Source organism: Kitasatospora sp. NPDC088264, assembly GCF_040685715.1.
Classification (GTDB): Bacteria; Actinomycetota; Actinomycetes; order Streptomycetales; family Streptomycetaceae; genus Kitasatospora.
The window spans coordinates 1-24502 of the sequence record NZ_JBFBIR010000056.1; the positions used below are offsets into that span (position 1 = coordinate 1).

The window sequence follows — 24502 nt, forward strand, 5'->3', positions numbered from 1 at the left end:
CGCTCCCGCGGCCCCCCCCCCCGCGCCGGCCTGCGGACCCGGTTGGCGCGGTTACGGGGGGGGGGCCCCCCGGCCCCCCCCCCCCCCCCGGGGGGGGGGGGCGGGCCGCGCCCAGGTGGGTGCTGGTCAGGCCGGGTGGGCCTCGACGACCTGGACGTCTTCCTCTGTGATCTCGCCGTCCACGATGCGGAACGAGCGGAACTGGAACGGGTCGTCCTCGCCGTTGCCGTCGGCGGTGGAGACCAGGACGTAGTGGGCGAACGGCTCGGAGGCGTAGCTCACGTCGGTGCGCGAGGGGTAGGCCTCGGTGGCGGTGTGCGAGTGGTAGACGATCACCGGCTCCTCGTCGCGGTCGTCCATCTCGCGGTAGAGCTTGAGCAGGTCGCCCGAGTCGAACTCGTAGAAGGTGGGCGAGCGGGCCGCGTTGAGCATCGGGACGAACCGCTCGGGCCGTCCGCTGCCGGCCGGTCCGGCGACCACGCCGCAGGCCTCGTCCGGGTGGTCGGCGCGGGCGTGGGCCACGATCCGGTCGCGGAGTTCTCGGGTGATGGTCAGCATGCGGTCAGGATAGCCACGCCCCGGCGGGTGTCCGCCGGGGCGTCCGGAGCGCGGTCACCGGGTGTCCGCCACCTGGGCGCGGCGGCCCGGTCCCGGCGGTTCAGCCGCCGTTGCGCACGTGCAGGTGGTCGTGGGCGACGCCGTGGGCGGCCCTCGGGTTGCGGCGCTTGAGCACCTGGTAGCCGATCACCAGCAGGACGGCCCAGCCCGGGAAGACGTACAGCGAGATCCGGTTGTCCGCGTCGAACGCGATCAGCACCACGACCAGGGCGAGGAAGGCGAGCGCGGTCCAGCTGGTCCAGGCGCCGCCGGGCGCCTTGAAGGTGGGCGGCGGCAGGTGGCCGGCCCGCCAGGCCTTGCGGTAGCGGATCTGGCAGATCAGGATCATCGCCCAGGTCCACAGGCCGCAGACGGTGGCGACGGAGGTGATGTACTCGAACGCCTTGGCCGGGACGAGGTAGTTGAGCACCACGCCGACGCCCATCAGCAGGCAGGAGAGGGTGATCGCGAAGGCCGGGGTGCGGTGGGTGTTGAGCTTGGTGAGCTGCCCCGGGGCCTGGCCGCGCAGGGCGAGGTCGCGCAGCATCCGGCCGGTGGAGTACATGCCGGAGTTGCAGGAGGAGAGCGCGGCGGTGAGCACCACGAAGTTGATGATGCCGGCCGCGGCCGGGATGCCGATCTTGCCGAAGGCGGCCACGAACGGGCTGACGCCGGGCTGGAACTCGGTCCACGGCACGAGCGAGAGGATGATCACCAGCGCGCCGATGTAGAACAGCATGATGCGCCAGGGCAGGGTGTTGATGGCCCGCGGCAGGGTCTTCTCGGGGTTCTCGCTCTCCCCGGCGGTGACGCCGACGAGTTCGACGCCCAGGTAGGCGAACATGACGATCTGCAGCGTCATCACGGTGGCGCCGATGCCCTTGGGGAAGAAGCCGCCGTCCTGCCACAGGTGGGTGATCGACGCGGTGTCACCGGCCTTGCTGAAGCCGAGGGTGAGCACCCCGATGCCGATCAGGATCATGCCGATGATGGCGGTGACCTTGACCATCGAGAACCAGAACTCGATCTCGCCGAACAGCTTCACCGAGATCAGGTTGGCCGCGTAGAGGATCACCAGGAAGGTCAGTGCACTGGCCCACTGCGGGATGTCGGGCGCCCAGAACCTCACGTACACGGCGGCGGCGGTGGTCTCCGCCATGCCGGTGACCACCCAGAACAGCCAGTACGTCCAGCCGGTCACGTAGCCGGCGAAGGGGCCGAGGAACTCGCGTGCGTACTCGGCGAAGCTGCCGGAGACCGGGCGGTAGGTGAGGAGTTCGCCGAGGGCGCGCATGATCACGAAGATCGCCACGCCGGCGACGGCGTAGGAGAGGATCAGGCTCGGGCCGGACCGGGAGATCGCGGTGCCCGCGCCGAGGAAGAGGCCGGTGCCGATGGCACCGCCGATCGCGATCATCTGGATCTGGCGGCTTCCCAGCCCCCGGTGATAGCCCTCCTCGTCCGGTTTCGCGTCGACCACGTCGTCGTACAGCTGCTCGGCCATGGTGCACCGTCCTGGGTGGGTCTCGTGGGGTGGAGAAGTCGTACCACGCAGGGTTCGGATAGCGGTGTTCATCTGAGCGTTATTTGAGCATGACCTGCTATGTTTTGCCCGATTTAAAGAGAAATGCCCCGGCCGTCCGTCCACATATTGGACGAATCGACCGGGGCCTGCCCGGAAGCGGGCACGATCAGTCCGCGATCGCCTCCAGGAGCGTCTCCTGGAGCGCCCCCAGCCAGACGTACGCCATCACCAGCGGCTTGCGGTCGTCCTCGTCCGGCAGCTCGTAGAGCTCCTCGTCGTCCTCGCTGACCTCCAGCTGGACACCCAGGGTCAGCCGCAGGTCGTTGAGCGCGCCCAGCCAGCGCAGGCCGTCGGCGGGGTCCAGCTTGACCACCCCGCCCTCACCGCCGAGCCGGTCGAGCATCCGGACGACGTGCAGGGCGTCCTCGCGCTTGCGGGTCCGCAGGTCCACCTCGGTGTAGCGGCGGAACTCGCCCGAGGCGGCCCGGCTCTCCTCGCTCTCCGGCCCGGCCGGGTCGCCGTAGGCGTCCGGGAAGAGCCGGGCGAGCATCGGGTTGGCCGGCGCCTCGGTCGGGCCCTCGGCGAACAGCGCGGCCAGCGGATCGCCGCCGTCCCCGCCCGGGCCGGGCCCGATCAGCTGCAGGATCCCCACCTCCAGGGAGCGCAGGATGGAGGCCTCCACCTCGTCCAGCGCGATCGCCGCGCTCCCGCCGCCGGCACTCTCGAACAACCCAGCCATGTCTATCGGTCAGCCCGTCTTCGTCGTCTCGGGTGGGGTACCGGCTCCGCGGCCGGTCGCGCCGCGGTCCGCACTGCGCCGGTCGCACTGCGGTCAGTCGTGCTGCGGTCAGTCGTGCTGCGGTCAGTCGTGTTGCAGCGTCGCCCAGAGGCCGTAGCCGTGCATCGCCTGGACGTCGCGCTCCATCTCCTCGCGGGAGCCGCTGGAGACCACCGTCCGGCCCTTGGTGTGCACCTCCATCATCAGCTTCCTGGCCTTGTCCTTCGGGTAGCCGAAGTAGGCCTGGAAGACGTACTGGACGTAGCTCATCAGGTTCACCGGGTCGTTGTGCACGATGGTCACCCAGGGCGTGTCCGGCTCCACCACCGGTAGTCCTTCGACCTCCGGGCGCTCGATCTCCACGGGCGCGACACTCACCGCCGGATCCTCCTCGCTGCGCAGTCCGTCCACGCCTCTTCAGCCCCATGCTGCCATCCGGGGGATCCCCGGGCGATTCCGGCCCGGCTCGCAGCACGAGAAATCGTCACTCTGACGCTAAGTGGTAGTAGCATCATCCGCATGGACGCCACTTCAGTGCGCGCGGCCGGTTCGACCGCGCTCCTCACCGACCGCTACGAGCTCACCATGCTGCAGGCCGCCCTGCGCAGCGGGGCCGCGCACCGCCGCTCCGTGTTCGAGGTGTTCACCCGCCGCCTGCCCAGCGGCCGCCGCTACGGCGTCATGGCCGGCACCGGCCGGGTGCTCGACGCCATCGAGGACTTCCGCTTCACCACCCCGCAGCTCGACTGGCTGGCCGGCCAGGGCGTGGTCGACGACGACACCCTGCGCTACCTCGCCGACTACCGCTTCGCCGGCGACATCCACGGCTACCCCGAGGGCGAGGTCTACTTCCCCGGCTCGCCGCTGCTCACCGTCGAGGGCAGCTTCGCCGAGGCGGTGATCCTGGAGACGGTGATCCTCTCGATCCTCAACCACGACTCCGCGATCGCGGCCGCCGCCTCCCGGATGACCGCCTCGGCCGGCGGCCGCCCGGTGATCGAGATGGGCGCCCGGCGCGCCCACGAGCAGGCCGCCGTCGCCGCCGCCCGGGCCGCGTACGTCGCCGGCTTCGCCGCCACCTCCGACCTGGAGGCCGGCTTCACCCACGGCATCCCGACCACCGGCACCGCCGCCCACGCCTTCACCCTCGTCCACGACAGCGAGCGGGACGCCTTCCGCGCGCAGATCGCCTCCATGGGCAAGGGCACCACGCTCCTGGTCGACACCTTCGACCTGCGCGAGGCCGTCCGCACCGCCGTCGAGGTGGCCGGCCCCGAACTGGGCGCCGTCCGGATCGACTCCGGCGACCTCACCCTGCTGGCCCACCGGGTCCGCCGCCAGCTGGACGACCTCGGCGCCACGAAGACCCGGATCATCGTCACCTCCGACCTCGACGAGTACGCCATCGCCGCGCTCGCCGCCGCCCCGGTGGACGGCTACGGCGTCGGCACCAGCCTGGTCACCGGCAGCGGCCACCCGACCTGCGCGATGGTCTACAAGCTGGTCGCCCGCGCCGAGAGCGCGGACGGGCCGCTGGTGCCGGTGGCCAAGCGCGCGGCCAGCGGCAAGACCAGCATCGGAGGCCGCAAGTGGGCCGCCCGCCGGCCCGACGCCGACGGCGTCGCCGAGGCCGAGGTGGTCGGCACCGGAGCGGTCCCCGCCGACCTGGAGCCGCACCTGATGCAGGTGCCGCTGGTGCGGGCCGGCCGGGCCGTCGGCCGCGAACCGCTCACCGCCGCGCGCGAACGGCACATCCGGGCCCGGGCCGCACTGCCGCTGTCGGCCACCCAGCTCTCCAAGGGCGACCCGGTGCTGCCGACCGAACTCGTGCTCTGACCCCGCCCCGGCCGACCCGCGCGGACCGGCGGTCCGCCGCAGATCGCCGGTTCGCCGGTCCGCCGTGGTTCACCGGTTCACCGCGGTTCGCCGGTTCGCGCCGGGCGCCGGCCCGGGGTCCGCCCCAGGCCTTCCGCCCCCGCACGCCACTCCCTAGAGTCAGCCGTAGAGTTCCCCCGGAGCTCCCCGAGAACCCCCGAGCCCCGCCGCGGGCCGAGTACTCCCGAGGGCTCCCCCCACCAGGGCGCCACCACGGCCGCCCCCCACATCCGAGGATGCGAGCCATGCACCGGGCACTGATCGTCGTCGACGTGCAGAACGACTTCTGCGAGGGCGGCAGTCTGGCCGTCGCCGGCGGCGCCGAGGTGGCCGCCGCCATCACCGACCTGATCGCCGAGTCCTCCCCCGGCTACCAGCACATCCTCGCCACCCGCGACCACCACATCGACCCGGGCGACCACTTCTCCACCGAGCCCGACTACGTCACCAGCTGGCCGGTGCACTGCGTGGCCGGCACCGAAGGCGTGGGCTTCCACCCCAACTTCGCCCCGTCCGTCATCTCCGGTGCGGTCGAGGCGGTCTTCGACAAGGGCGCCTACTCGGCGGCGTACAGCGGTTTCGAGGGGCTGGACGAGAACAACCGCGGTCTGGTGGAGTGGCTGAGCGAACGGCAGGTCGACGAGATCGACGTGGTCGGCATCGCCACCGACCACTGCGTCCGGGCCACCGCCCTGGACGCCGCCCGGGCCGGCTTCACCACCCGCGTCCTGCTCGACCTCACCGCCGGGGTCGCGCCGGCGACCACCACCGCCGCGCTCGCCGAACTGCGGGCCGCCGGGGTCGAGTTGGTCGGCGCCCCGGTGGTTCGGGCGTAGCACCGGCTCCGGTTCGGGAGCGGCCCCGGGCGCGGCTCGGGCGCGGCCCCGGATCCGGGGGCGGACGGATCCGGCCCGGAGCTAACCGACCATCAACTCCACCACGTCCGAACCGCCCACCCGGTGGGCCTCGCGCAGTTCGGCGCCGACCGCGTCCCGGTCGGCCGCGAGCCGGGCGCCGGAGACGTACACCACCCGGATCCCCAGGTACTCCATCCGGTGCTGGCCGCCGCGCACCCAGGCGGCCTCGCCCTCGCTGACGCAGCGCAGGTCCGAGTCCACCTCCACGGCGACGCCCTGCTCCGGCCAGTAGAGGTCCGGGACGGCGATGTACGTGCCGCCGCGCATCCGCAGCTCGGGGCCGACCAGCGGGACGGGCAGCAGGCACTCGTCCACCAGTTCGCCGACCCGCTCCAGGACGAAGTCCCGCTCACCGGCCAGCAGTTCGTCCAGGGCCGCGCGCACCCGGGGCTCGCCGGTCAGCCCGGAATCGGTCAGCTCGGACGCCAACTCCCGTACGGTGCACGGGCCGTCGGGCCGCGAGACGGCCTCGCGCAGCAGCGCCCGCACCGGCGCCGGGGTGCCACCCTCCTCCGCGGTCCACTCGCACAGCGCGTCCGCGACCGCCCGGGCGACCGGCGCGCAGGCCAGGCCGTGCACCGAGCGGGCCACCAACTCCCTTTCGGTGCGCCGGATCCGCACCTCCCCGGCGTCCTTCAGCCGACGCTGGCGGGGCACCAGGACGTCCACCCCGGTCACCGCCGGCAGCCGGGGCACCGCGGCGAATCCGTACAGCGCGAGCGCGGCCGCACCGGTGATCACCGCGCCCTCGCGGCGGCCCTCCTCGCGACCGTTCTGCGCCGCGTACAGCAGGGCGGCCCACATCCGCTGCTCCGGGGTCGGCTCGTCGGACTGCAGCAGGTACACCCGGGGCAGCAGCCGCCGCCAGGGCCCGCCGCGACGGCAGTGCTCGGTGATGACCCGGGCCGGCACGCCCCGGGCGCGCAACTGGCTCGCGGTGACGACGTTCTGTTGACGCTTCGCCAGCTCCTCCAGGGACGGCGGCGGCGTGGGAATCCGGTAGCTCATGCGGACACCATCCCCAACCGCTCCGACCCGCCACCGGCCACCTGACGCACTGTTACCCAACCGTCGCGAAACCGGGATCAGCTCGCACTAAAGTCCCCATACCCTCACTCAATCGGAGTAATTGACGGTCGTCAGGTTGTCATATCTGATCGAACCCGATCGCCCACCAGGCCGCCTGACCCAGAGTGACCAAAGGCATACGCCGGGAGACCCTTCAGGCGTCAAACCCGCCCCGGGAATTGCCTAGGCTTGCGTCATGTCACGTGACGAGACCGCCGGCCTCCGCGCGGCCCAGCTCCGCCTTGGCCGTCTGCCCGGATACGTCCGCCGCCCGGACCCGGCCCGCCGCAGCGGCGAACAGGGCCATACGTACAAGAAGGGCTGGGAGGTCCGCTTCACCGCCCGCAGCGAGGCCGAGATAGCCGAGATCCGCGACCTCGTGGTCGCCGCCGGGTTCGCCCCGGCCAGACCCTTCTTCAAAGGCCACCAGCTCATCCAGCCGGTCTACGGCATGGCCGCCGTCCAGGCCTACCTGGCCGCGAGACAGGCGGCCGAGGAACACGCCGCCCGCACCGCGCTCGGCCGCCGCCGACGAACCGCCGGCGGACACCCCGCCACCGGACACCCCACCGGCACCGCACACCCTGCCACCGCCGGGCACCCCAGCGGCGCCGCGCACCGGCGCGAACGCGAGGAGGCTGCCACCGAGGCCGCTGCGGCGACTGCGGTCGCAGCCGCCACCGCCGCCCAACTCGCCCGGCGGCTGGCCATCGAGTCCTTCCCCGCCCAGGTCGAACGGAGCAGCGCCGTCGACGACCGCCTCTCCCCGACGGAGGCCCGACCGCAGTCCTGACGGCAGACCACCCCACCCGCGCCTCGACCCCCGGGCCGGACGGCCCCAGGCCGCCGAGGCGTGGCCGACGTGCACGGTGGCGGCCAGCAGGCGCGGGACCGTCCGGATCAGCGCCTGCTCCGCCCCCTCGGCCACCCGGTGCGCCGCCGCCGCGGCGAGCGCACCGCCCACCCACCACCCCTGCCGCCACGCCCGCCTCGGCGCGCAGCGCGGCCACCTCGCATCCACCGCGCGCATCCACCGTCCGTACCCACCGCCCGCACCCGGGCTGCGCGCCCCCGGTGGAGACATGCACGTCGGAGTCCACCCGGCCCGTCACGCCACGCCGGAACGGGCGCGACCGAAGGTGTGGTTGCGCGGACGGTTGTGCGGCCGCAGCTTCGCGCCGTGGGCGTGGACGCCAGCCTCCATAAGCCCTACGGTGGCACATCAACCGTCCTGCAACCACGGCCCTTCTGCACCCCCTGACCAGCCGCGACGCGCTCGCAACTACACCCCCCGCACCACTGCGCCACCCTCCCCCACCGATCCCCCGCCCGGCCGCCCCACCACCGCCGCACCACCACGCCCCACCGGTCGACACCGGAACCGGCCGAGCGGCGGCGGGTTCCGGGCATTCAATCCGATTGGTAACCCAGCGCACCGAGGGCATATCGTAGAGTGAGCGCAGATGATCGACCGTCAGCCACCCATCTCCCTTTCCGAGAAGCCGAGATGACCAACCGTCACGCGAGTTCCGCCGAGCCGCCCCCGAGGCCCGGTGAACCGGAGGACGTACCACTGGAGTTCGCCGCCTTCTGCGAACTCCACCGCCCCCGGTACCTCAGCTACGCCCGGGTGTGGCTGACCGAGCACAGCAGCGCGGCCACCGCCGTCCAACAGGCGTTCGCCGAAATCGCCGTCCAATGGCGCGAATTGCTGGGCAGCTCCAACCCCACCGCGAACGCCTGGCAGATCCTGCGCAGCACCGTCGCCGACCACACCCGGCACGTGCCCGCCGCACCGGACCGCCACCCCGCCGACGACGACCTGGCGATCCTGCACTACGTCGTCGGCCTCGCCGCCCCCGAGATCGCCGACGTCATCGGCACCGACACCGCCAGCGTCGCCGGCCGGCTCCGGCGCACCATGCTGTGGGAGGCCTCCGGCTGGTGAGCCCCCTCAGACCCGCTCACCCGTCACGTCGAACAAGTGATGCACCGGGTCGTGGATCAGATAACGGGCGAACGACTCCACCGTGAACCGTGCCCCGTCACTACGGCCCCCGGTCCGCCCCCACTGCTCGCCCGCCACCCGCCCGAACGCCGCCGCCAGCGCCTCCGCGGCCGCCGCCAGCTCCCCGGCCACCACCGCCGGCACCTGCTCCCCGTACCGCTCGGCGACCGCCGTCTCGTCCTGGTCCCAGTTCGGGAACAGCGGGTCGTCCTCGGCCAGCATCAGGTCCAACCGGACCCGGAACAGCCGGAACACGTCCCGGACATGGCACGCGTACTCCAGCCCCGACCACACCCCCGGCCGCGGCCGCCGACGCAAACCCTCCTCGGCCCCGGCCAACAACGCCACCCAGGCCTCCGCATTGGCCCGGACCATCCCCGCGACGTCCTCCCGCACCACCGCCGGAACGTCCAGCCCACAATCCGGACACGGGCGTTCCAACACCCACGTCCAGTCCTTGCCGTCCGGCACGACCACACCCACCGGATCCACGCCACGCTCAGAAGCACTCATGACCCCAGCATGGCCACCCCACCACCCGCCCCACCAGCGGCAAGGACGCCAACCGCCACCAAAATGCTGCCACCCCGCCCGCAGCCCTCAGCCACCCGCACCCCTGCGCCGCCGCACCCGCACCACCCACACCACGACCGCCACCACCCCGCCGACCAGCACCCCCCACAACGCCACCCCCACCGCAACCCCGACCCCGAACCAGCCGCCCCCGCCGGCCCCAGCCGCAGGCACCACGGCCTCGCCACCCGGCGGCTCCGTCACCCCGTCCCCCGCAGCCCCCCGCGACTCCGCCCGCCCCACCAACGGATTCTCCCGAGACCCGCCGTCCACCCCCGGATCGGCCTCCAACGCCTTCGCCGGCGCCAGCACCCCGAAGCCGTACCTGCTCCCCGGCACCGCCGACCCGTCCTGCGGCGGCGTGGCAGTCCTGATCATCCGATTGATCACCTGCCCCGCCGAAAGCTCCGGATACTTCGCCCGGATCAACGCGGCGGTGGCGGAGACGTAGGCCACGCCATCGGAGGTCCCCTGGCTGATGCCATAGCTCGAAGTGGACTTCACCGACGCGTGGTAGATCTCCACTCCTGGGGCTGCCAGTGTGGTTTCGGGTCCAGCAGTCGCTTTACTCCACAGCTTCCCCTGCTCGTCGACCGCGGTCACGGCGACCACACCTGGGAATGCGGCAGGGTACTCAACGGAATCGCTTTCGCCGTTCCCGGTGGCTCCGACGAGGACGACGTCCTTGGACATCGCATAGTCGATCGCCGCGCGGGCCTGTGAATCGAGCCCTGAGTATCCGCCGATCGACATGTTGATGACCTTCGCGCCATGGTCGGTCGCATACCGCACGGCAAGCGCGATGTCGGACTGGTCGAGTTGCGGAGATTCGCCATTGGTCCTGATCCGCACTGGAAGAATCTTGGACTTCGGCGCAAGACCTACGACTCCAGCCTGGTTTCCATGCCCGTGACCCGCGATAAGACTTGCGATACCGGTCCCATGGCCGAGCGAGTCAGTCCTACCATCGGACCTCGCCCCGGAGAAGTCGGCACCTGGCAAAACTTGTCCCGTCAGGTCTTGGTGATCCGGCATCACCCCGCTGTCGACAACCGCGACGACAACACCCTCACCCTGGCTCTGGGGCCAGATCCGTCGCTCGACGTCGAAGGTGCGCAGCACCCACTGCGAGTCCCGGACCTGGTCAGCCGCCGCAGGAGAAGCGGCTACCCCCCACAGCACCGCCCCGGCAATCAGTACGCCCGCGCTGCGTACCAGTCGGCCACTCGACAAGTTCACCCCAGTCAGCGATTCGCCCCCAGGCTCTCCGTCCTCCGGGACATCTGGATCGTTCTTTCGGCACATCGGCGGAGATCATTCATTCCACCACGTTCGGATTGACCTGCTTGTCCGACTCCCAGGTCTCGGCGTCTTCGACAAGGTAGTCGGGCCGTTTGCCGCCCTTCTCCTTGTCGCTCCTACTGCGCCGGCCGTCTCCCATACCCACCAGCGGGCCCATAGCGCCCGTCGTTCCCGACCCGGGCTCAGCCCTGACCCGGTTCCGCGCTCCGAGCCCGGAGCCTCCTTCGGTGAAGGCCTGTCGACCACCCTCACGGTCTCCTGGACGACCACCTCCCCCGACGACGCCACCGGACCTACCTGGGAATCTGCTTTCGAACCTACCGTCCGGAGCCGCTCGACCGACCGCTCCGAGGCGGCCCTCCACTTCACCTGTGCTTGGAGGCCTCCCTGTTCGCTGTGCTGGACCGGCCATCTCGTTCTCCCGGCCAATCACGCCCTTGGCAGCGGCCTCACGACCGATCTCGTAGCCACCCGCACCGACGACCTGCCCTTGGGGGCCCTTCGGCACTCCAGGAGCGCCGCCTGACGTCACGGGGAGCGAACTGTTGGGAGGTGCGCCACCCGCACTCGGGGCCGTTCCCGTTGGTGTGGCATCAATACCGGTTCCGATTCCAGGTCCAACACCCGATCCCAGAACTTCCCCACTCGCGGCACCGGAAACAGCATGGTGCCCGGATAGCAGCGGCCTGGGCTCCGCTTGCGCGGTTCCTCCCCTGATCCCGGAGTCGGTCGGTACCACCGTCCTGATCACGTTCGAACGTGGTGCCGTGGGCTTCCCGACGGACTTCCGCGTCTGCGGCGCCGAACCAGCCCCCCTCGCCGAAGCCACACGGTCGCCGGAGACGATCGCGCTGGCCATCGCGGCGCCCACCGCTGCGGCCGAACCATCGGGCTCGGAATTGGTTGGCGCATCTCTGTCCTCGTTGCGAACAGGACTTTTCGACGGGGTTCCCGGTGGGGGTGGCGGCTTCAGGGTGGGGGTGGCGATGCGGTAGTGCATGGCGAGGGTTTGCATGACGGTGGCGGCTTCGGCTTTTCGGCGGTCGGCGACGGGGATGTGTTCGTCGTCGCCGCCGAAGACGGAGGAGACGCCGTCGCCGACGGTGTCCTTGACCTTTTCCCAGGTGCTGGGTTCCTCGGGCATGTCGCGCTTGGCCTTGGCGATGGCCTCGGACATGTTGTGGAGGGTGTTGGCCGCGTCGTTGGCGTAGGAGGCGGCGTTGTTGATGCTGTCGGCGAGGTGGAGCATGCGGGTGTGGAAGGCGTCGCTGGTGGTGCCTTCCCAGGTGACGGCGGCTTCGGTGCTGGCGCGGGTGAGGGTGGTGCGGATGGCCTTGAGGGTGTCGGCGGCGTGGCGCCAGGGGTCGCCGGCGGCCATGACTTCGCCGGGGTTGAGGGCCTGGGCCATGGTGCGGAGTTGGGCGTGGCTGTAGGTGGTGAAGTCGGTGTAGGCCATGGGGGGGTCGCCTCCGTTCGGGCTCGGCCGGTGGTGGCCGGGGGTCAGGGGGCGGGTGGGGCGACGGTGTGCTCGTAGGCGGCCTTGCTGCTGGCGGAGGGGTCGGCGACGGACCAGCCGTCGTCGCCGAGTTTGAGTTTCTTCGCGGTGTGCTGGTCGTGTTCTTCGTAGGTGGTGGCGGTGAGTTCGGCGTTCTTCTGGGCTTCGTCGACGGCTTGTTGGAGTTGGTTGAGGACGTCGCGCAGGCCGTCGCGCATGGTGTTGTAGCGGTTGTGGATCTCGGTGGCTTCGGCGAAGGTACCGAAGGCGGTCCTGCCGATGCCGCTGCGCCCGTGGGTGCCGGTGCCGTCGGCGTGGTGCTGGAATTCGGCGAGGAGGAGCCGGACTTGGGCGGCGAAGGCGCGGAGTTGTTCGACCTCGACGCGGTAGCCCCGGCCGGCACCTCCGGTCGTACCGGTTCCTGTTGCCATTTCGGCGCCTCCCCCGTGCGTCCGTGGGTCGCTGCCGGGGTTGGGCCCCGGTGTCTCATGTCTAACACACGGGGCCCGAATTCCGCCTGGTACCTGGTCAGTTCGCAGGCGTCCTCGCGTGGAGGGCGTCGGCGAGGGCGCGGCGGCAGAGGGAGTCGGCGTGCCGGGTGGTTTCGGGGAGCCGGTAGTGGGGGGCGAGTTGGAGGGTGGTGCGGACGGCGGTGTCGAGGCTGATGCGGTGGCCGATGGAGACGTAGACGGGTTTGACGCCGGGCCGGGTGCGGAGGGCGCGCCCGACTTCTTCGCCGGTGGCGGGGTCGGTGAGCGGGGTGGTGGAGCCGCGGGGGGTGTCGGGGTCGTGGTGGTGGAAGGTGAAGGGGGTTTTGGCGACGCCGAGGGTGCGCAGGCCGGTGAGGACGCCGAGGTGGCTGGCGAGGCCGAGGCGGCGGGGGTGGGCGAGGCCGTAGCCGTCGCAGACGACGGTGTCGGGGGTGCGGGTGAGGGCGGCGAGGGCGTCGAGGACGGCGGGGAGTTCGCGGAAGGCGAGCAGTCCGGGGGTGTAGGGGAAGGGGATGCGGCCGACGGCGGTGGACTGTTCGACGACGGCGAGGGTGTCGTGGTCGAGGAGGACGGCTGCGGCGGCGACGAGGTCGTGTTCGTCGTCGTAGGCGACGTCGACGCCGGCGATGAGCCGCCCGACCCCGCCACCGCCGGAGCCGGAACCGGAACCTGAGCCGGAACCGTCGGGGTCGTCGGAGTCATGGGTCTGGACGAGGGGGCGCAGGCGTTCCTGTTCGGCGAGTGCCTGGGCTTCGGTGGTGGGCCAGTCGGCGGGGATGGGCACGGGTGTTCCCCCGGGTGGGTGGGGCGGGCGCGGTCGGGTTCACCGTACCGAGGGGCGGACGACCCCGGGGTGAGCCTGTGCGCCCCCCGTGCTCCCGGTCCGGCGGGTTAGCCTGGACTTACCGAACTCCCTTGCCGGGCAGTACTTCTGGGACCGGCGCCATTCCCGCTCGTTCCCCCCGACGTGCGAAGGACCCCCCGCCATGCCTCGTCCGTCCGCCGCCCAGTACTGCCTCGGCTCGTTCACCGTCGTCGCCGCCACTGTGGCGCTGCTGGCCGTTTCGGGCGCCTCGGGCGTCCTGGAGGTCGCGGTGCTGGAGGGGTTCGCCCTGGCGCTCGGCACCGTGGTGACGGTGTTGTCGCTCGCCGTGTCCGGCCGGTCGGCGGCGAGGGCGGGAGCGGCCTCCCCGGCCCCGGCCGGACACGAGTACGCCCGGCAGCGCTAGCAACGCCAGTCCGCCGCCGGGCGTCGCAGCCCGCTCGGCCGGTCAGTCGGTGGTGACCACCACGGTCTTCGCGGCCTTGTCGTGGATGCACTGCCGGTAGGGCTTGTCGAAGACGCCGAACATCCCGTCGATGATCCACCAGAAGGCGGCGCAGCAGATCACGGCCGGGAGGATGTAGACGGCCGCGCGGGTCCAGGCGGCGCCCTGGGTGGGCTTGTTGCCGTCGATCAGCATGGCGACGCGGACGTGCATCGCCTTCTTGCCGAGGGTCTGGCCGTCCCGGCCGAGCATCAGGCCCTCGTAGAGGAGGTAGATGCCGCAGCCGAGCCAGAACGCGCCGACCTCGCCGGAGCGGTTGCCGAAGTCGGCGAAGGGGGCCACCACGATCACGGCGACGGCCTGGACGAGGAGGTAGTCGATCAGGCGGGCGAGGATGCGCCTGGGCCAGCTGCCGATCGGCGGCATGCCGGGGACGGGCCCGGCGCCGGGGGTTCCGTAGCCGGTGGGGCCGTAGCCGGGCGGGGGCTGGTCGTAGGGGTTCCGGCCGTAGGGGCTGCCGCCGGGCGGGCTCTGGCCGGCGGTCGGGCCGCCGTAGGTGCCGCCGTACGCGCCGGGGCCGTCGGACGGGGTGCCGGAGGTGCCGTCGGACGGGCCTTCGGCGGGCGGCGGGGCGGGCGGTGGGTTCGGGTCCGACGGCCGGTCTTCCGGCGTGCCGCCGCCCGGCTGCGGGGACTGCTTGTCGAAGGAGGGCTGGCCGCCCCCCTCCGGCTGGGAGCCTGAGGGGTCGTGAGTGCTCATCCGTCGAGTAGAACATCACACATTCTCGCCGTTTGGGACATTCTGTCCGTTTTGCCGCCAGGGCCGGACGACGCCTCCGCTCCGGATGATGCCTCCGCGCCGGGAGCCGACCGCCACGCCGGGAGGCCTCAGTCGCGGACCACCCGGGTGCGGGCGGCCCGGTCCTGCCAGCCGCGCCGGGCCGGGCGGTCGAACACGGGCCAGACCAGGCCGACGAGCAGCAGCAGGCCGAGCTGCCTCACTGCCCACCGGAGCAGCGAGCGGCCGAGGCTCAACCTGGTCCGGGCGCCGGGGGCGGCGGCGTCCGCCACCCGGATCCGGGCCAGCCGTTTGCCGAAGGTCTGGCCGGTGCGGGCGGTCGGCAGCACCTCGTAGAGCAGGCTGACGAAGAGCAGGATGCCGAGCAGGACCGCGACCTTCCCCAGCACCACGTCGTCCACCAGCCAGACCTGGACCTGGCGCCGGGTGAGGGAACTGGCCATCCTGGCCTGATCGAGCTTCTGCTGGAGGTGCTCGGACGCCGAGCGGCCGAGCGGGATTCCGGCGGCGACGGCGACCACGAGGAGTACGACGGTGTCCACGGCGCGCGCGGCCAGCCGACGTCCGAGTCCGGCGGGCGTCACGGAGGCGGGCACGGTGGGGGCAGGCGCGGCCGGGGCGGGTCGGCGCCGCGCGACGGCCTCCCGGGCCGGGCGCACGACCGGCAGCGACCCGGCGGGCGCGGCAGGCGCGGGGGGTCGGCCCTGAGCCCGGACCGGAACCGCTCCGGCGGCGGCCGGGGCCGGGGCCGGTACGGCGGGCTCGGGCTCGGACGCGGACTCGGACTCGGACTCGACGGCACGCCCGGCCCCGCGCGCAGCCGCCGGAACGGACGCCGCGACGGGCGACGCAACGGGCGACGGCGCCTCCCGCACCGCCACCGCCGCCGGGACGGTCGCGGGCGCTCCGGAGGCGGCGGCCACCTCCACCCCGACCGAAGCGGCGGCCGGCCTTCCGGCCGAAGCCCCGGCCGGAACAGCAACCGAAGCGCGGACCTCCCTCACGCGCCCCTCCTCCCCGTCGGGCGCCCCCGAAAGCACCCCCCAGGAGACCCGGTGCGGCTCGCCACCCGTCTCCATCAGCCCCCGCTGCGCCTGCGGAACGACCTGCCAGCCGAGCTCCTCCACCTCGCCCTGGCCTGCCGCACCCCCGACCGCCGAAACCTCGACCACCGGCTCGCCCAGGACCGCTTCGCCCAGGACCGCCTCGCCGAAGACCGGCACCTCGACTTCCGCCATCTCCGGCCCGGACGCCCCAGCCACCCCGGGCACCCCAGCCATCCCGGACACCTCAGGGTTCTCGGACGCCTCCGGCTCCCCGACCGTCCGGAACACCGGCCCGCCGATCACCTCCGCCACCCGCGACCCGAGGACGAACTTCGCCCCGCCCGCGGTCTGGTCGAAGTACACCGGCCCGGTGTCCCCGCCCCCACCCCCGCCGTGCGCGGTCCCGCCCCAGGACGGCTCCGGGGACGCCGCCTCCGGAACGGCCGCCTCCGGCACCGCCGGTGGCGGCACCGCCCGCGCCGTCCCCGCCGCGCCGGCGGCGGGCCGCCGGGACGCGAACCGGGGCGGATCCAGCACCTCGCCCTCGGCGGGTGCGAGCCGGCTGGTGCCCGGCACCCAGGCCGAGCCGCCCCAGTACCGGACGAAGCCGGGGATGGAGGGGTCGGGGTAGTAACCCGGCTCGGGTCCGACGGCCGAGTCGCCGGCGCCGGCGAAGGGGCGGTCCGTCATGGGGTCTTCTCTCCTGGCGGGTCCTGGCGGGGCCGACACGGCACGCCCGCCCGGCGCACCCGCGAGCCGTCCGGCGCGCGTGGGTGGGGGGCACCGCTGGTAGGCGGACAGTCGCCGGACAGTAACAAAGGGTAGTGCCTCGTCGAGGTGCCGACGGAAAGTTGGTCAATCACCGGACAGCGGAGGGCCCTCCGGGGTAAGGGCGGCCGAACCGTCCCGGCGCGCGGCGGGCGTCCGCGCGCCGCGGTCCCCACCGGTCACCACCCCGCGTCTCACCACCCGTCGCCTCACCACCCCGCGCCTCACCACCCGTCGCCTCACCACACCCCTCGTCGAACTTCCCGAAGAAATCCCGGAAACGTGTGTAAGAGCCGGCGTGGACCGCCCTCTCAAAGGTCACCGGGCCCGGAACCGGGCAGGAACCCAAGGCCGAGAGGAAAACGATCATGGAGCGCCCCACCAGCGTGGTCGAGCACGAACTGGAGCTGAACCTGGTGCTCTCCCCCGAGCACAGCGTCCCCGTCCCGGCCCGGCTGTCCTACGGCAGCCACGACCCGTACGCGGTGCACATCACCTTCCACCTGGACACCGGCTCCCCGGTGACCTGGGTGTTCGCCCGCGAGCTGCTGGTCGAGGGCACCTTCCGGCCGTGCGGCCAGGGCGACGTACGGATCTGGCCGACCCGCTCGGGCCGGCGCAGCGTGCTCTGCCTGGCGCTGAGCTCCCCGGCCGGCGACGCCCTGCTGGAGGCACCGCTGCCGGTCGTCGCGGCCTGGCTGGAGCGGGCCCACCGGCTGGTCCCGCCGGGCAGCGAGATGGCCGCGCTGGACATGGACGGCTCGCTCGCGGACCTGCTTGCGTGAGCACGCGCACGACCACCAGCACGCGCACGACCGCGAACGCACCGGCCGGCCACAGCACGCACCCGGCCGGGACCGCGCGACGCGACGGGAGCCGCGCCCCCGCCGGCTCAGCGGGCCGCGGGGGCCTGCTGACGGCCGCGGGTGGCGTCCGGGCCACCGCCGTCGCGCTGTCCGGGCAGCCGGACCAGCGGTGCCCCGGCGGAGCGTCGCCTGGCCCTTATCCGGATGGCGGCGGCGAGCAGGAAGCAGAGCCCGACCCACGGGTAGACCGAGGTCGGCAGCTGGCGCAGCGGCGCCATGTGGAGGACGGCCGGCCCGAGCGGCTTGGCGGCCCACATCGCGAAGGAGAGGAACGCGAGCAGTGTCGCCCAGAAGGCGGCCCGCCAGCGCAACCGGCGGACGCCGACCGGACGGGCGTGCTCGACGGAGGCCTCGGTGGCGAGCAGGACGAGCACCGGCACGCACCAGACCCAGTGGTGGGTCCAGCTGATCGGCGAGATCAGCACGGCGGTGACGGCGGCGCAGCAGACGCCCCAGGCCTCGGCCCGGGGCAGCCAGCGGGCGCTGCGGTGGGCCCAGGCGGCGACGGCGAGGCCGGCCACCGCGACCAGGCCGGCCGCGAGGGTGGCGAGGGTGCCGGGGTCGGCGGTGTGCAGCAGCCGGGCGAGGGCGCCGCGCAGCGACTGGTTGTCGACGATCTCGGTCTTGCCGACCCGGGAGGAGTCGTAGAGGTACTTGGTCCAGAAGCCCCAGGTGGCGTCGGGCAGGACGACGGCGCCGATCAGGAAGGTGCCGAGGAAGGTGAGGCCGGCCACGAAGGCGGCCCGGACCCGGCCGGTGATCAGCAGGTAGACGGCGAACAGGCCAGGGGTGAGCTTGAGGCCGGCGGCGATGCCGATCGCCATGCCCTTGCTGCGGCGGGCGTCCGAACGGGTGAGGTCCCAGAGGATCAGGCAGGCGAGCGCGAGGTTGATCTGGCCGTACCGGAGCGTGGTGAAGACGGGTTCGAGCCAGACGCCGAGGCCGGTCACCAGGATGACGCCGATCGGCCGCAGTTCGCGGCGCGGCCAGCCGACCAGCTTGAAGGACAGGTGGGTCAGCAGGGCGAGCAGCCCGAGGTTGCCGAGAGTGATCGCCACCCGGAGGAACGGGACCGGGAACCAGGTGGTGGGCACGAACAGCATGGCCGCGAACGGAGGGTAGGTCGCGGGCAGGTTCCACTCGGTGACGCGCAGTGCGTACAGGTCGGTGCCGTTGGCCACGGCGGCACCCTCGGCCCGGTAGACGATCATGTCGACCATCGAGGTGTTGACGAAGTGGCGGACCACCGCATACACGACCAGGGAGAGGAGCGCCAGGGCCGAGGCGGCCAGCAGCGGTCGACGGGGGGCCTCGCGCAGCGCGCGGACGGGGGCGCCGAGCACGGTCCGCAGCCGGTCCGACAGGGGGGCGGGCGCGGGGTCGGGTGCGGTCCGCACCGGGCTGCGCTCGTCTTGCACCGCTGTCACCAGTCCACTCCGTCCACCGCTCGACCAATCGCCGACGATACCGGATGCGGGCCGACCGGGCCTGGGCACAGGCAGTCACGCAGGGTGACGAATGGGCCCCGACCGGCCGTACTCCGTTGCGGGCGGAGCACGGACGGCCGAGGCCACCGGGGGGAGGCTCAGTGCCTCAGCGGCCTCAGCGGCCTCAGCGGCCCCAGGGGCTCAGGGCCTCAGTGCCTCAGGGGCTCAGCGGCCCCGTGCCTCAGCGGCCCCGTGCCTCAGCCCGTGTAGGCGCCGAGGGCCCGGGTGAAGTCCAGCGGCTGCTGGACGACGCTGCTGCAGCTGGCATCGGCGTAGGCCTTGGCCCCGCCGTCGCAGGCCTTGTCTCGGGTGCCGGACCACACGGCCAGCCACGCGAGGTGCCTGGACGTCGCGAAGTCGGCGAGCTGCTTGGCGTCGGCGACGGTGAAGACCTCGCTGGCGACGTCGTTGACGCCGATCATCGGGGTGACGGCGACCCTGCGCCAGGCGGCCGCGTCGTCCAGTCCGAGCACGCTCTTGACCTGGGCCTGGGTGGCGGTGGCCGCGGCGATCGCGTACTTGCCCATCTGGCCCTGCGGGTTCGGGGCGACGCCGTCGCCGAAGTCCATGGCCATGATGTTGACCGCACCGATCGCGACGCCGTTGTTCTTGGCGTCGGCGACCAGGTTGACGCCCTCCTGGGTCAGGCCGGAGGGCAGCGCGGGCAGTGTGAAGGAGACGTCGAGCGCCTTGCCCTTGGCGGCGGCGTTCTTCTGCAGCTGGGCGATGGCCTGGGCGCGGCGGGTGTTGGCGGCGGTGTTGGCGATCGCGCCGCCCTCGACGTCGAAGTCGAGCCTGGTCAGGCCGTAGGCGTCGACGGCCTTCTGGTAGACGGCGGCCAGGTCTGCGGTGGAGCCGCAGGCGAGGGCCAGCTCGCTGCCGTTGGCGCCGCCGAAGGAGACCCGGACGTCGCCGCCGATCGCCCGCAGGGCGCCGATCTGGGCGGCCACCGCGTCGGCGGACAGGTCGCTGACGCCGCCCCACTTGGGCTGGCAGCCACCGCCGGACACCACGAAGGCGAGGGTGTAGTTCTTGACCCCGGTGGCCTTGGCGGTGGCGACCAGGTCGTACGGCGGGTAGAGCGAGGTGTCGACGTACGGGGCGAAGCCGGCCCCGGCGCCGGCCGGGGGTACGGGCACACCGGTCGCCGTGGGGGTGGCGGTCGGGGTGGGGGTCGGCGCCGGGGTGGTCGGCTTCGCCGAGGGAGTGGCACTCGCGGTCCCCGTGGGGGAGGGGGCCTCGGTGGGGGTGCCGGTCCCGGTCGGCTTGGGAGCGGTCGACACCGGAGTGGTCGGCACGGGACCGGTCGACACCGGACTGGTCGGCGCGGTGGTGGTGGGGCGGCCCGAGGGGGTGGGTGCGGTGCCGTCACCGGCCTTGCAGGAGGTGTTGTCGATCAGGCAGTTTCCGGGTTCGGCCTGCGCGGCGCCGGCGCCCTGGGCGACGAAGCCGACCACCACGCTCTTGCCCGGCTCCAGCCGCTTGCTCCACGCCTCCGGCTTGACGGTGACGTGCTGGCCGGCGGCGGTGAAGGTGGCGTTCCAGAGCGAGTCGATCTTCGCCCCGGCCGGGAGGTCGAAGCTGAGCGTCCAGTCCTCGATCGGGCCGCTGTCCGGGTTGGTGACCAGGTACTGGCCGGTGTAGCCGGAGTCCCAGCTGCTGGTCCGGCTGTAGACGGCGCCGAGCGAGGCGGCGCTGGCCGAGGAGGCGAGGACGACGACACCGCCCGCGACCAGGGCGGCGGCGACCGCCGAGGCCCCGACGATCGCGCCCTTGCGGCTGCGCCTGCGGCGGCCTGGGCGGCGGTTGGGCTGGGTGGTCATGGCGCGTTACCTCCGGGGTGCCGTCGGTCGGCCGCGGTCCGGGCGCGGGTGCGTGCGGACGTCCGGGCGGCCGGCCCGGCTCGGTCGGGTGACCGGCGCGACCGACGCTAGCGGCGGCCGGGGGGCCGAACCGGCGGGCTGAGCGAGGGGAAGAACTCCCTTAGGCCGCGCTTAAGGAAGATCCCGAAGCCGGCAGGGCGTCAGGCGCGCACGAAGACCGGCCACCACGGTTCCCCGGGCCTCGGCCGAGGTCGAGGGAGCGATCGAGGAAACGGTCGAGGAAGTGGCTGAGGGAGCGATCGAGGAAGCGGCCGAGGCAACAGCCGAGGAAGCGGTCACTTCTGGAACAGCGCGCCCCGGCCGCGCCGCCGCCCCGCCCGCGCGGGGGTGCCGTCCGGGCGGGTCCGCAGCCGCAGCCGGACCTCGGCGCCGCCGAGCACGGCGGAGCGGCCGAGCCCCAGGTCGCCGCCGGTGGACTCGGCGAGTTTGCGGACGATGTCGAGACCGAGGCCGGTGGAGCCCTCGCCGCCGTGGCCCTCGCCGCGCTTGAGGGCGGCGGCCGGGTCGCTGAAGCCGGGGCCGGCGTCGCCGACCAGGACGATCACCGAGGTCTCGGTGGCGAGCACGTCCACCGAGAAGGCGGTGCCGACGGCGGTGTGCCGGAAGACGTTGCCGAGCAGCGCGTCGACGGTGGCGGCCAGGTCGGCGCGCTGGACCGGGACGGGCGTCACCCGGTCGGCACCGGCCAGTTGCCAGCAGCGGCCCTCGTCCTCGGCCAGCGCGGACCAGAAGCCGACCCGTTCGCGGACCACCTCGGCGACGTCGCAGCCGACCGCGACGGCGGGCGCGTCCTCGGGGTCGCGGCGGGCCGAGCGGATGATCTGGTCGACCTCGCGCTCCAGTTGGGAGACCGCGTGCCGGGTGGCGTCGGCGGCGTCGCCCTCGCCGAGCGAGGCGGCGTTGAGCCGCAGCACGGTCAGCGGGGTGCGCAGCCGGTGGGACAGGTCGGCGGCCAGTTCCCGTTCGGCGGCGAGGAGTTGGACCACCCGGTCGGCCATGGTGTTGAACGCGTGGGCGGCCTCGCGCAGTTCCTCGGGGCTGCCGGCGGCCTGCTTGCCGTCCACCGGGACCCGTACGGCGAGGTTGCCGGCGCCGAGCGAGCGGGCGGCGCCGGCGAGCCGCCGGGCGGAGGCCACGATCCGGCCGCCCATCCGGTCGGCGACCAGGACCGAGATGGCGACCAGGCCGAGCGCGACGCCCGAGAGCACCAGCCAGGCGGTGGAGACGCCCCGGGTGAGGTCGCCGTCGGCGACGAACACCTCGACCACGGCGGTGCGTCCGGTGTCCACCGCGACCGGCTGGAGCAGCGCGTAGCCGCCGGGCACCTCGACGGTGAAGGAGCGGCCCTGGCCTCCGGCGGTGGACACGTCGCCGGCGGCGGCCCGGGCCTCGCCGATGGTGGGCCCGCCGGGGCCGCCGGGGCCGGGGAGCGCGTCCGGGGCGGCCGGGGCGGGCAGGTGGACCGCCATCCTGCCCTGCCCGCCGGCGTCGGTGCTGGCCAGGGCTCGGTCGATGGCGATCTGGTCGGTGGTGATGGCGAGGGCCGGGCCGAGCGCGGCGGCCTGCCGCTCGGCGGCGGTGAAGGCGTGGTCCCGGGCGGTCTGCTGGACCATCAGGCCGAGCGGGATGAGGAAGGCCAGCGCGACCATGGTGGTCCCGGCGACGGCGGCCTTGATCAGGGCCCAGCGCAGCGAGCGCCCGAACCTCCTCATGTCCGGTGCTCCGCCAGTCCCCCGGCGGCCTCCAGCCGGACCCCGACTCCCCGGACGGTGTGCAGGTAGCGGGGGCTGGAGGCGGTCTCACCGAGCTTGCGGCGCAGCCAGGACAGGTGGACGTCGATGGTCTGGTCGCCGCCGTAGGTCTGCTGCCAGACCTCGGCCAGGATCTCCTTGCGCGGCACCACCACGCCGGGGCGTCCGGCCAGGAAGGCCAGCAGGTCGAACTCACGGCGGGTCAGGTCGAGCAGCCGCCCGTCCAGCGAGGCCTCGCGGCGCTGGAGGTCGATGGCGAGGCCGCCGACCCGCAGCACCTGGGCGACGGGGGCGGCGCCGCCGCCGAGCCGGCGCAGCACGGCGGCCATCCGGGCGCTGAGGTGTTCCCCGGAGAAAGGTTTCACCAGATAGTCGTCGGCGCCGTCGTTGAGCAGCCGGACGATCTCGGCCTCGTCGTCGCGGGCGGTCGAGATGATCACCGGCACATTGGTCAGGCCCCGGATCATCTTGAGTGCCTCGCTGCCGTCCAGGTCCGGCAGTCCCAGGTCGAGGATCACCAGGTCACAGCCGACCTGGGCAACCTCCCGCAGCGCCTCAAGTGCCGTGCCCACGCTGCGGACCGCATGACCGGTGTCGGTCAGGTGCCGGATGAGGGCGGAGCGTACGAAAGGGTCGTCCTCGACCACGAGCACTGTTGCCATGGCCCTGCACGGTACGCCATCGACGGGCAGTGGTCTGTACCTCGGGGTGGCCTCCGGACATTGTGCAACTCCCCTGACTAATAACGGGGCTGCCCGGCTGCGCAGGCCCGGAATACGGCAGGATGAGCGGACGATGCGGAACGGACTGGTACAGCTCGGCGCCTGGGCGGCGGCCACCGGGGCGGCGGTGGCGCTGTCCTGGCTCGGCGTGCACGCGGTGCTGACCGGTGCCGCGTTCGAGCAGCCCACGGCCCTGCCGCTGCCCTCGCCGAGGGCCGACGGCACGCCGCACACCGCGACCGTCACCCCCGACCAGGCGCGGTCGGCCACCCAGACCGGGACCCCGACCCCACCACCGGCCTCCCCGACCGCCGCCACGACGACGCGCGGGCCGGCCCCCGCCACCACCCTCGCCGCCGCCTCTTCGCCGGCCACCCGCCGCCCCGCTCCCGCCACCGCCACGGCGGTGTCCTCTGTGAAGAGCTACCCGGTGCCGGGCGGCAAGGTCGCCCTGGACATCCGCCCCGACAAGGCCTCGCTGGTCTCCGCCACTCCCGACCCCGGCTGGCAGATGCAGGTGTGGAACGGCGACCAGTGGATGCGGGTGGACTTCACCAAGGGCGAGCAGGCCAACTCGGTCTTCGTCTACTGGAACGGCCACCCGCCGGTGGTCGAGACGGCCATCCGCTGAGCCCCCCTCACCAGGTCTCGAACGGCAGGTACCCCGGCAGGTACGGCCCGGCGTAGCCGGACCGGTCGACCAGGGTGTGCCTGGTCCCGCCCGGCACCCCGATCGTCGCGAGCACCGCCGTGCCGAAGCGGTCCCGCGCCTCGTACGGCTCGGCCAGCGACAGGGCGCCCCGGTCCACCGCGTAGTCGTAGGCGTAGAAGACGTCCGGCACGCTCACCGCGAGGTCCAGCACCCCGTCCCCGTGCCGGGCCAGGTGCGCGGCCAGCTCCCGGCCGCGCGGGCCGATCACCTGGACCAGCGAGGTGAGCACGATCCTGGTCCCGGGCGCGTCCAGCACGTACGAGACCGTCTCCGGCTCCCCGGTCTCCGGCCCGGCGTACGCGGTACAGCGCAGTCCGAGCGCGGCGGTGTAGCGGCGGGCGGCCCGCTCGGCGTCGCCGACCGCGAAGACCACCGCGTCGGCGCGGCCCATCGGGAGGGGGCCGGACTGTCCGGGTCCTGCGGCGAGCAGGACGGGTTCGGCGGCGGTGTCGGTCATGACGGCCCTCCCGGTAGGCGTGCGGACCACGGCGGGTGCGACCGTGCGCCGGTGTGGGGCCCGGCGCACGGCGTTGTGGCTGGAGGGTGGCGCCGAGCCGACCGGCGCGCAACTG

At 73.1% G+C, this 24502-nt stretch carries 24 protein-coding genes; 7 read left to right on the forward strand and 17 right to left on the reverse strand.

Going from position 1 to position 24502, the window contains the following annotated elements:
- Window positions 1–126: 126 nt before the first annotated feature.
- From AB0O82_RS30695 to clpS, 4 genes are all read right to left on the reverse strand, one after another.
- Window positions 127–558: a M67 family metallopeptidase gene (locus tag AB0O82_RS30695; RefSeq protein ID WP_363587180.1), complete on the reverse strand. Its 432-nt coding sequence runs from the start codon at window positions 556–558 to the stop codon at window positions 127–129.
- Between the two features lie 100 nt (window positions 559–658).
- A complete protein-coding gene (locus AB0O82_RS30700; RefSeq protein WP_363587181.1) occupies window positions 659–2101 on the reverse strand; it encodes an amino acid permease in 1443 nt (480 codons plus the stop codon).
- Window positions 2102–2288: 187 nt separating this feature from the next.
- On the reverse strand, window positions 2289–2861 hold the full coding sequence (locus AB0O82_RS30705) for a DUF2017 domain-containing protein (RefSeq protein WP_363587182.1): 573 nt from the start codon (window positions 2859–2861) through the stop codon (window positions 2289–2291).
- A 123-nt stretch (window positions 2862–2984) separates the two neighbouring features.
- The gene (gene clpS, locus AB0O82_RS30710) at window positions 2985–3278 is read right to left on the reverse strand and encodes an ATP-dependent Clp protease adapter ClpS (protein ID WP_063351371.1); all 294 of its coding nucleotides are present in this window, start codon (window positions 3276–3278) and stop codon (window positions 2985–2987) included.
- Between the two features lie 141 nt (window positions 3279–3419).
- Between clpS and AB0O82_RS30715 the strand changes: the two genes are divergently transcribed.
- Both AB0O82_RS30715 and AB0O82_RS30720 read left to right on the forward strand, forming a co-directional pair.
- Window positions 3420–4736, forward strand: a complete 1317-nt coding sequence (locus AB0O82_RS30715; RefSeq protein WP_363587183.1) for a nicotinate phosphoribosyltransferase — start codon at window positions 3420–3422, stop codon at window positions 4734–4736.
- Window positions 4737–5020: 284 nt separating this feature from the next.
- A complete protein-coding gene (locus AB0O82_RS30720) occupies window positions 5021–5611 on the forward strand; it encodes an isochorismatase family protein (protein ID WP_363587184.1) in 591 nt (196 codons plus the stop codon).
- Window positions 5612–5692: 81 nt separating this feature from the next.
- On the opposite strand, the gene AB0O82_RS30725 is transcribed toward AB0O82_RS30720, so the two are convergent.
- A complete protein-coding gene (locus tag AB0O82_RS30725; RefSeq protein WP_363587185.1) occupies window positions 5693–6700 on the reverse strand; it encodes a hypothetical protein in 1008 nt (335 codons plus the stop codon).
- Window positions 6701–6956: 256 nt separating this feature from the next.
- On the opposite strand from AB0O82_RS30725, the gene AB0O82_RS30730 reads away from it, so the two are divergent.
- Both AB0O82_RS30730 and AB0O82_RS30735 read left to right on the forward strand, forming a co-directional pair.
- Window positions 6957–7553 (forward strand): hypothetical protein, encoded by a 597-nt coding sequence (locus AB0O82_RS30730; RefSeq protein WP_363587186.1) that lies wholly within the window; start codon window positions 6957–6959, stop codon window positions 7551–7553.
- Window positions 7554–8267: 714 nt separating this feature from the next.
- Window positions 8268–8708 (forward strand): hypothetical protein, encoded by a 441-nt coding sequence (locus tag AB0O82_RS30735; RefSeq protein WP_063349204.1) that lies wholly within the window; start codon window positions 8268–8270, stop codon window positions 8706–8708.
- Window positions 8709–8714: 6 nt separating this feature from the next.
- Here the strand turns inward: AB0O82_RS30735 and AB0O82_RS30740 are convergent, their stop codons facing one another.
- The 5 genes from AB0O82_RS30740 to AB0O82_RS30760 form a co-directional block, all read right to left on the reverse strand.
- Window positions 8715–9281: a DinB family protein gene (locus AB0O82_RS30740; RefSeq protein WP_363587187.1), complete on the reverse strand. Its 567-nt coding sequence runs from the start codon at window positions 9279–9281 to the stop codon at window positions 8715–8717.
- An 87-nt stretch (window positions 9282–9368) separates the two neighbouring features.
- Complete coding sequence (locus AB0O82_RS30745) at window positions 9369–10646, reverse strand: S8 family serine peptidase (protein WP_363587188.1); 1278 nt, start codon at window positions 10644–10646, stop codon at window positions 9369–9371.
- A 13-nt stretch (window positions 10647–10659) separates the two neighbouring features.
- Complete coding sequence (locus tag AB0O82_RS30750) at window positions 10660–12099, reverse strand: hypothetical protein (protein ID WP_363587189.1); 1440 nt, start codon at window positions 12097–12099, stop codon at window positions 10660–10662.
- A 44-nt stretch (window positions 12100–12143) separates the two neighbouring features.
- Complete coding sequence (locus AB0O82_RS30755) at window positions 12144–12569, reverse strand: hypothetical protein (RefSeq protein ID WP_363587190.1); 426 nt, start codon at window positions 12567–12569, stop codon at window positions 12144–12146.
- A 97-nt stretch (window positions 12570–12666) separates the two neighbouring features.
- Window positions 12667–13413: an endonuclease V gene (locus AB0O82_RS30760; protein ID WP_363587191.1), complete on the reverse strand. Its 747-nt coding sequence runs from the start codon at window positions 13411–13413 to the stop codon at window positions 12667–12669.
- 202 nt (window positions 13414–13615) lie between these two features.
- On the opposite strand from AB0O82_RS30760, the gene AB0O82_RS30765 reads away from it, so the two are divergent.
- Complete coding sequence (locus AB0O82_RS30765; RefSeq protein ID WP_363587192.1) at window positions 13616–13858, forward strand: hypothetical protein; 243 nt, start codon at window positions 13616–13618, stop codon at window positions 13856–13858.
- A gap of 42 nt (window positions 13859–13900) precedes the next feature.
- Here the strand turns inward: AB0O82_RS30765 and AB0O82_RS30770 are convergent, their stop codons facing one another.
- Together AB0O82_RS30770 and AB0O82_RS30775 are read right to left on the reverse strand one after the other, a co-directional pair.
- Window positions 13901–14656, reverse strand: a complete 756-nt coding sequence (locus AB0O82_RS30770) for an RDD family protein (RefSeq protein ID WP_363587193.1) — start codon at window positions 14654–14656, stop codon at window positions 13901–13903.
- Between the two features lie 128 nt (window positions 14657–14784).
- Window positions 14785–16431: an RDD family protein gene (locus tag AB0O82_RS30775; RefSeq protein ID WP_363587194.1), complete on the reverse strand. Its 1647-nt coding sequence runs from the start codon at window positions 16429–16431 to the stop codon at window positions 14785–14787.
- Window positions 16432–16877: 446 nt separating this feature from the next.
- Between AB0O82_RS30775 and AB0O82_RS30780 the strand changes: the two genes are divergently transcribed.
- The gene (locus tag AB0O82_RS30780; RefSeq protein WP_063349195.1) at window positions 16878–17294 is read left to right on the forward strand and encodes an SsgA family sporulation/cell division regulator; all 417 of its coding nucleotides are present in this window, start codon (window positions 16878–16880) and stop codon (window positions 17292–17294) included.
- 107 nt (window positions 17295–17401) lie between these two features.
- Here the strand turns inward: AB0O82_RS30780 and AB0O82_RS30785 are convergent, their stop codons facing one another.
- The 4 genes from AB0O82_RS30785 to AB0O82_RS30800 form a co-directional block, all read right to left on the reverse strand.
- Window positions 17402–18802, reverse strand: coding sequence for a glycosyltransferase 87 family protein (locus AB0O82_RS30785; protein WP_363587195.1), 1401 nt, complete (start codon window positions 18800–18802; stop codon window positions 17402–17404).
- Between the two features lie 257 nt (window positions 18803–19059).
- Window positions 19060–20685: a cellulose binding domain-containing protein gene (locus AB0O82_RS30790; RefSeq protein WP_363587196.1), complete on the reverse strand. Its 1626-nt coding sequence runs from the start codon at window positions 20683–20685 to the stop codon at window positions 19060–19062.
- Window positions 20686–21020: 335 nt separating this feature from the next.
- Complete coding sequence (locus AB0O82_RS30795; RefSeq protein ID WP_363587209.1) at window positions 21021–22436, reverse strand: HAMP domain-containing sensor histidine kinase; 1416 nt, start codon at window positions 22434–22436, stop codon at window positions 21021–21023.
- A gap of 17 nt (window positions 22437–22453) precedes the next feature.
- Entirely contained in the window at window positions 22454–23158 is a 705-nt protein-coding gene (locus AB0O82_RS30800; protein WP_350881149.1) for a response regulator transcription factor, read from the reverse strand.
- A gap of 133 nt (window positions 23159–23291) precedes the next feature.
- On the opposite strand from AB0O82_RS30800, the gene AB0O82_RS30805 reads away from it, so the two are divergent.
- The gene (locus AB0O82_RS30805; protein ID WP_363587197.1) at window positions 23292–23849 is read left to right on the forward strand and encodes a hypothetical protein; all 558 of its coding nucleotides are present in this window, start codon (window positions 23292–23294) and stop codon (window positions 23847–23849) included.
- A 7-nt stretch (window positions 23850–23856) separates the two neighbouring features.
- Here the strand turns inward: AB0O82_RS30805 and AB0O82_RS30810 are convergent, their stop codons facing one another.
- Entirely contained in the window at window positions 23857–24387 is a 531-nt protein-coding gene (locus tag AB0O82_RS30810) for a VOC family protein (RefSeq protein WP_363587198.1), read from the reverse strand.
- Window positions 24388–24502: the final 115 nt, after the last annotated feature.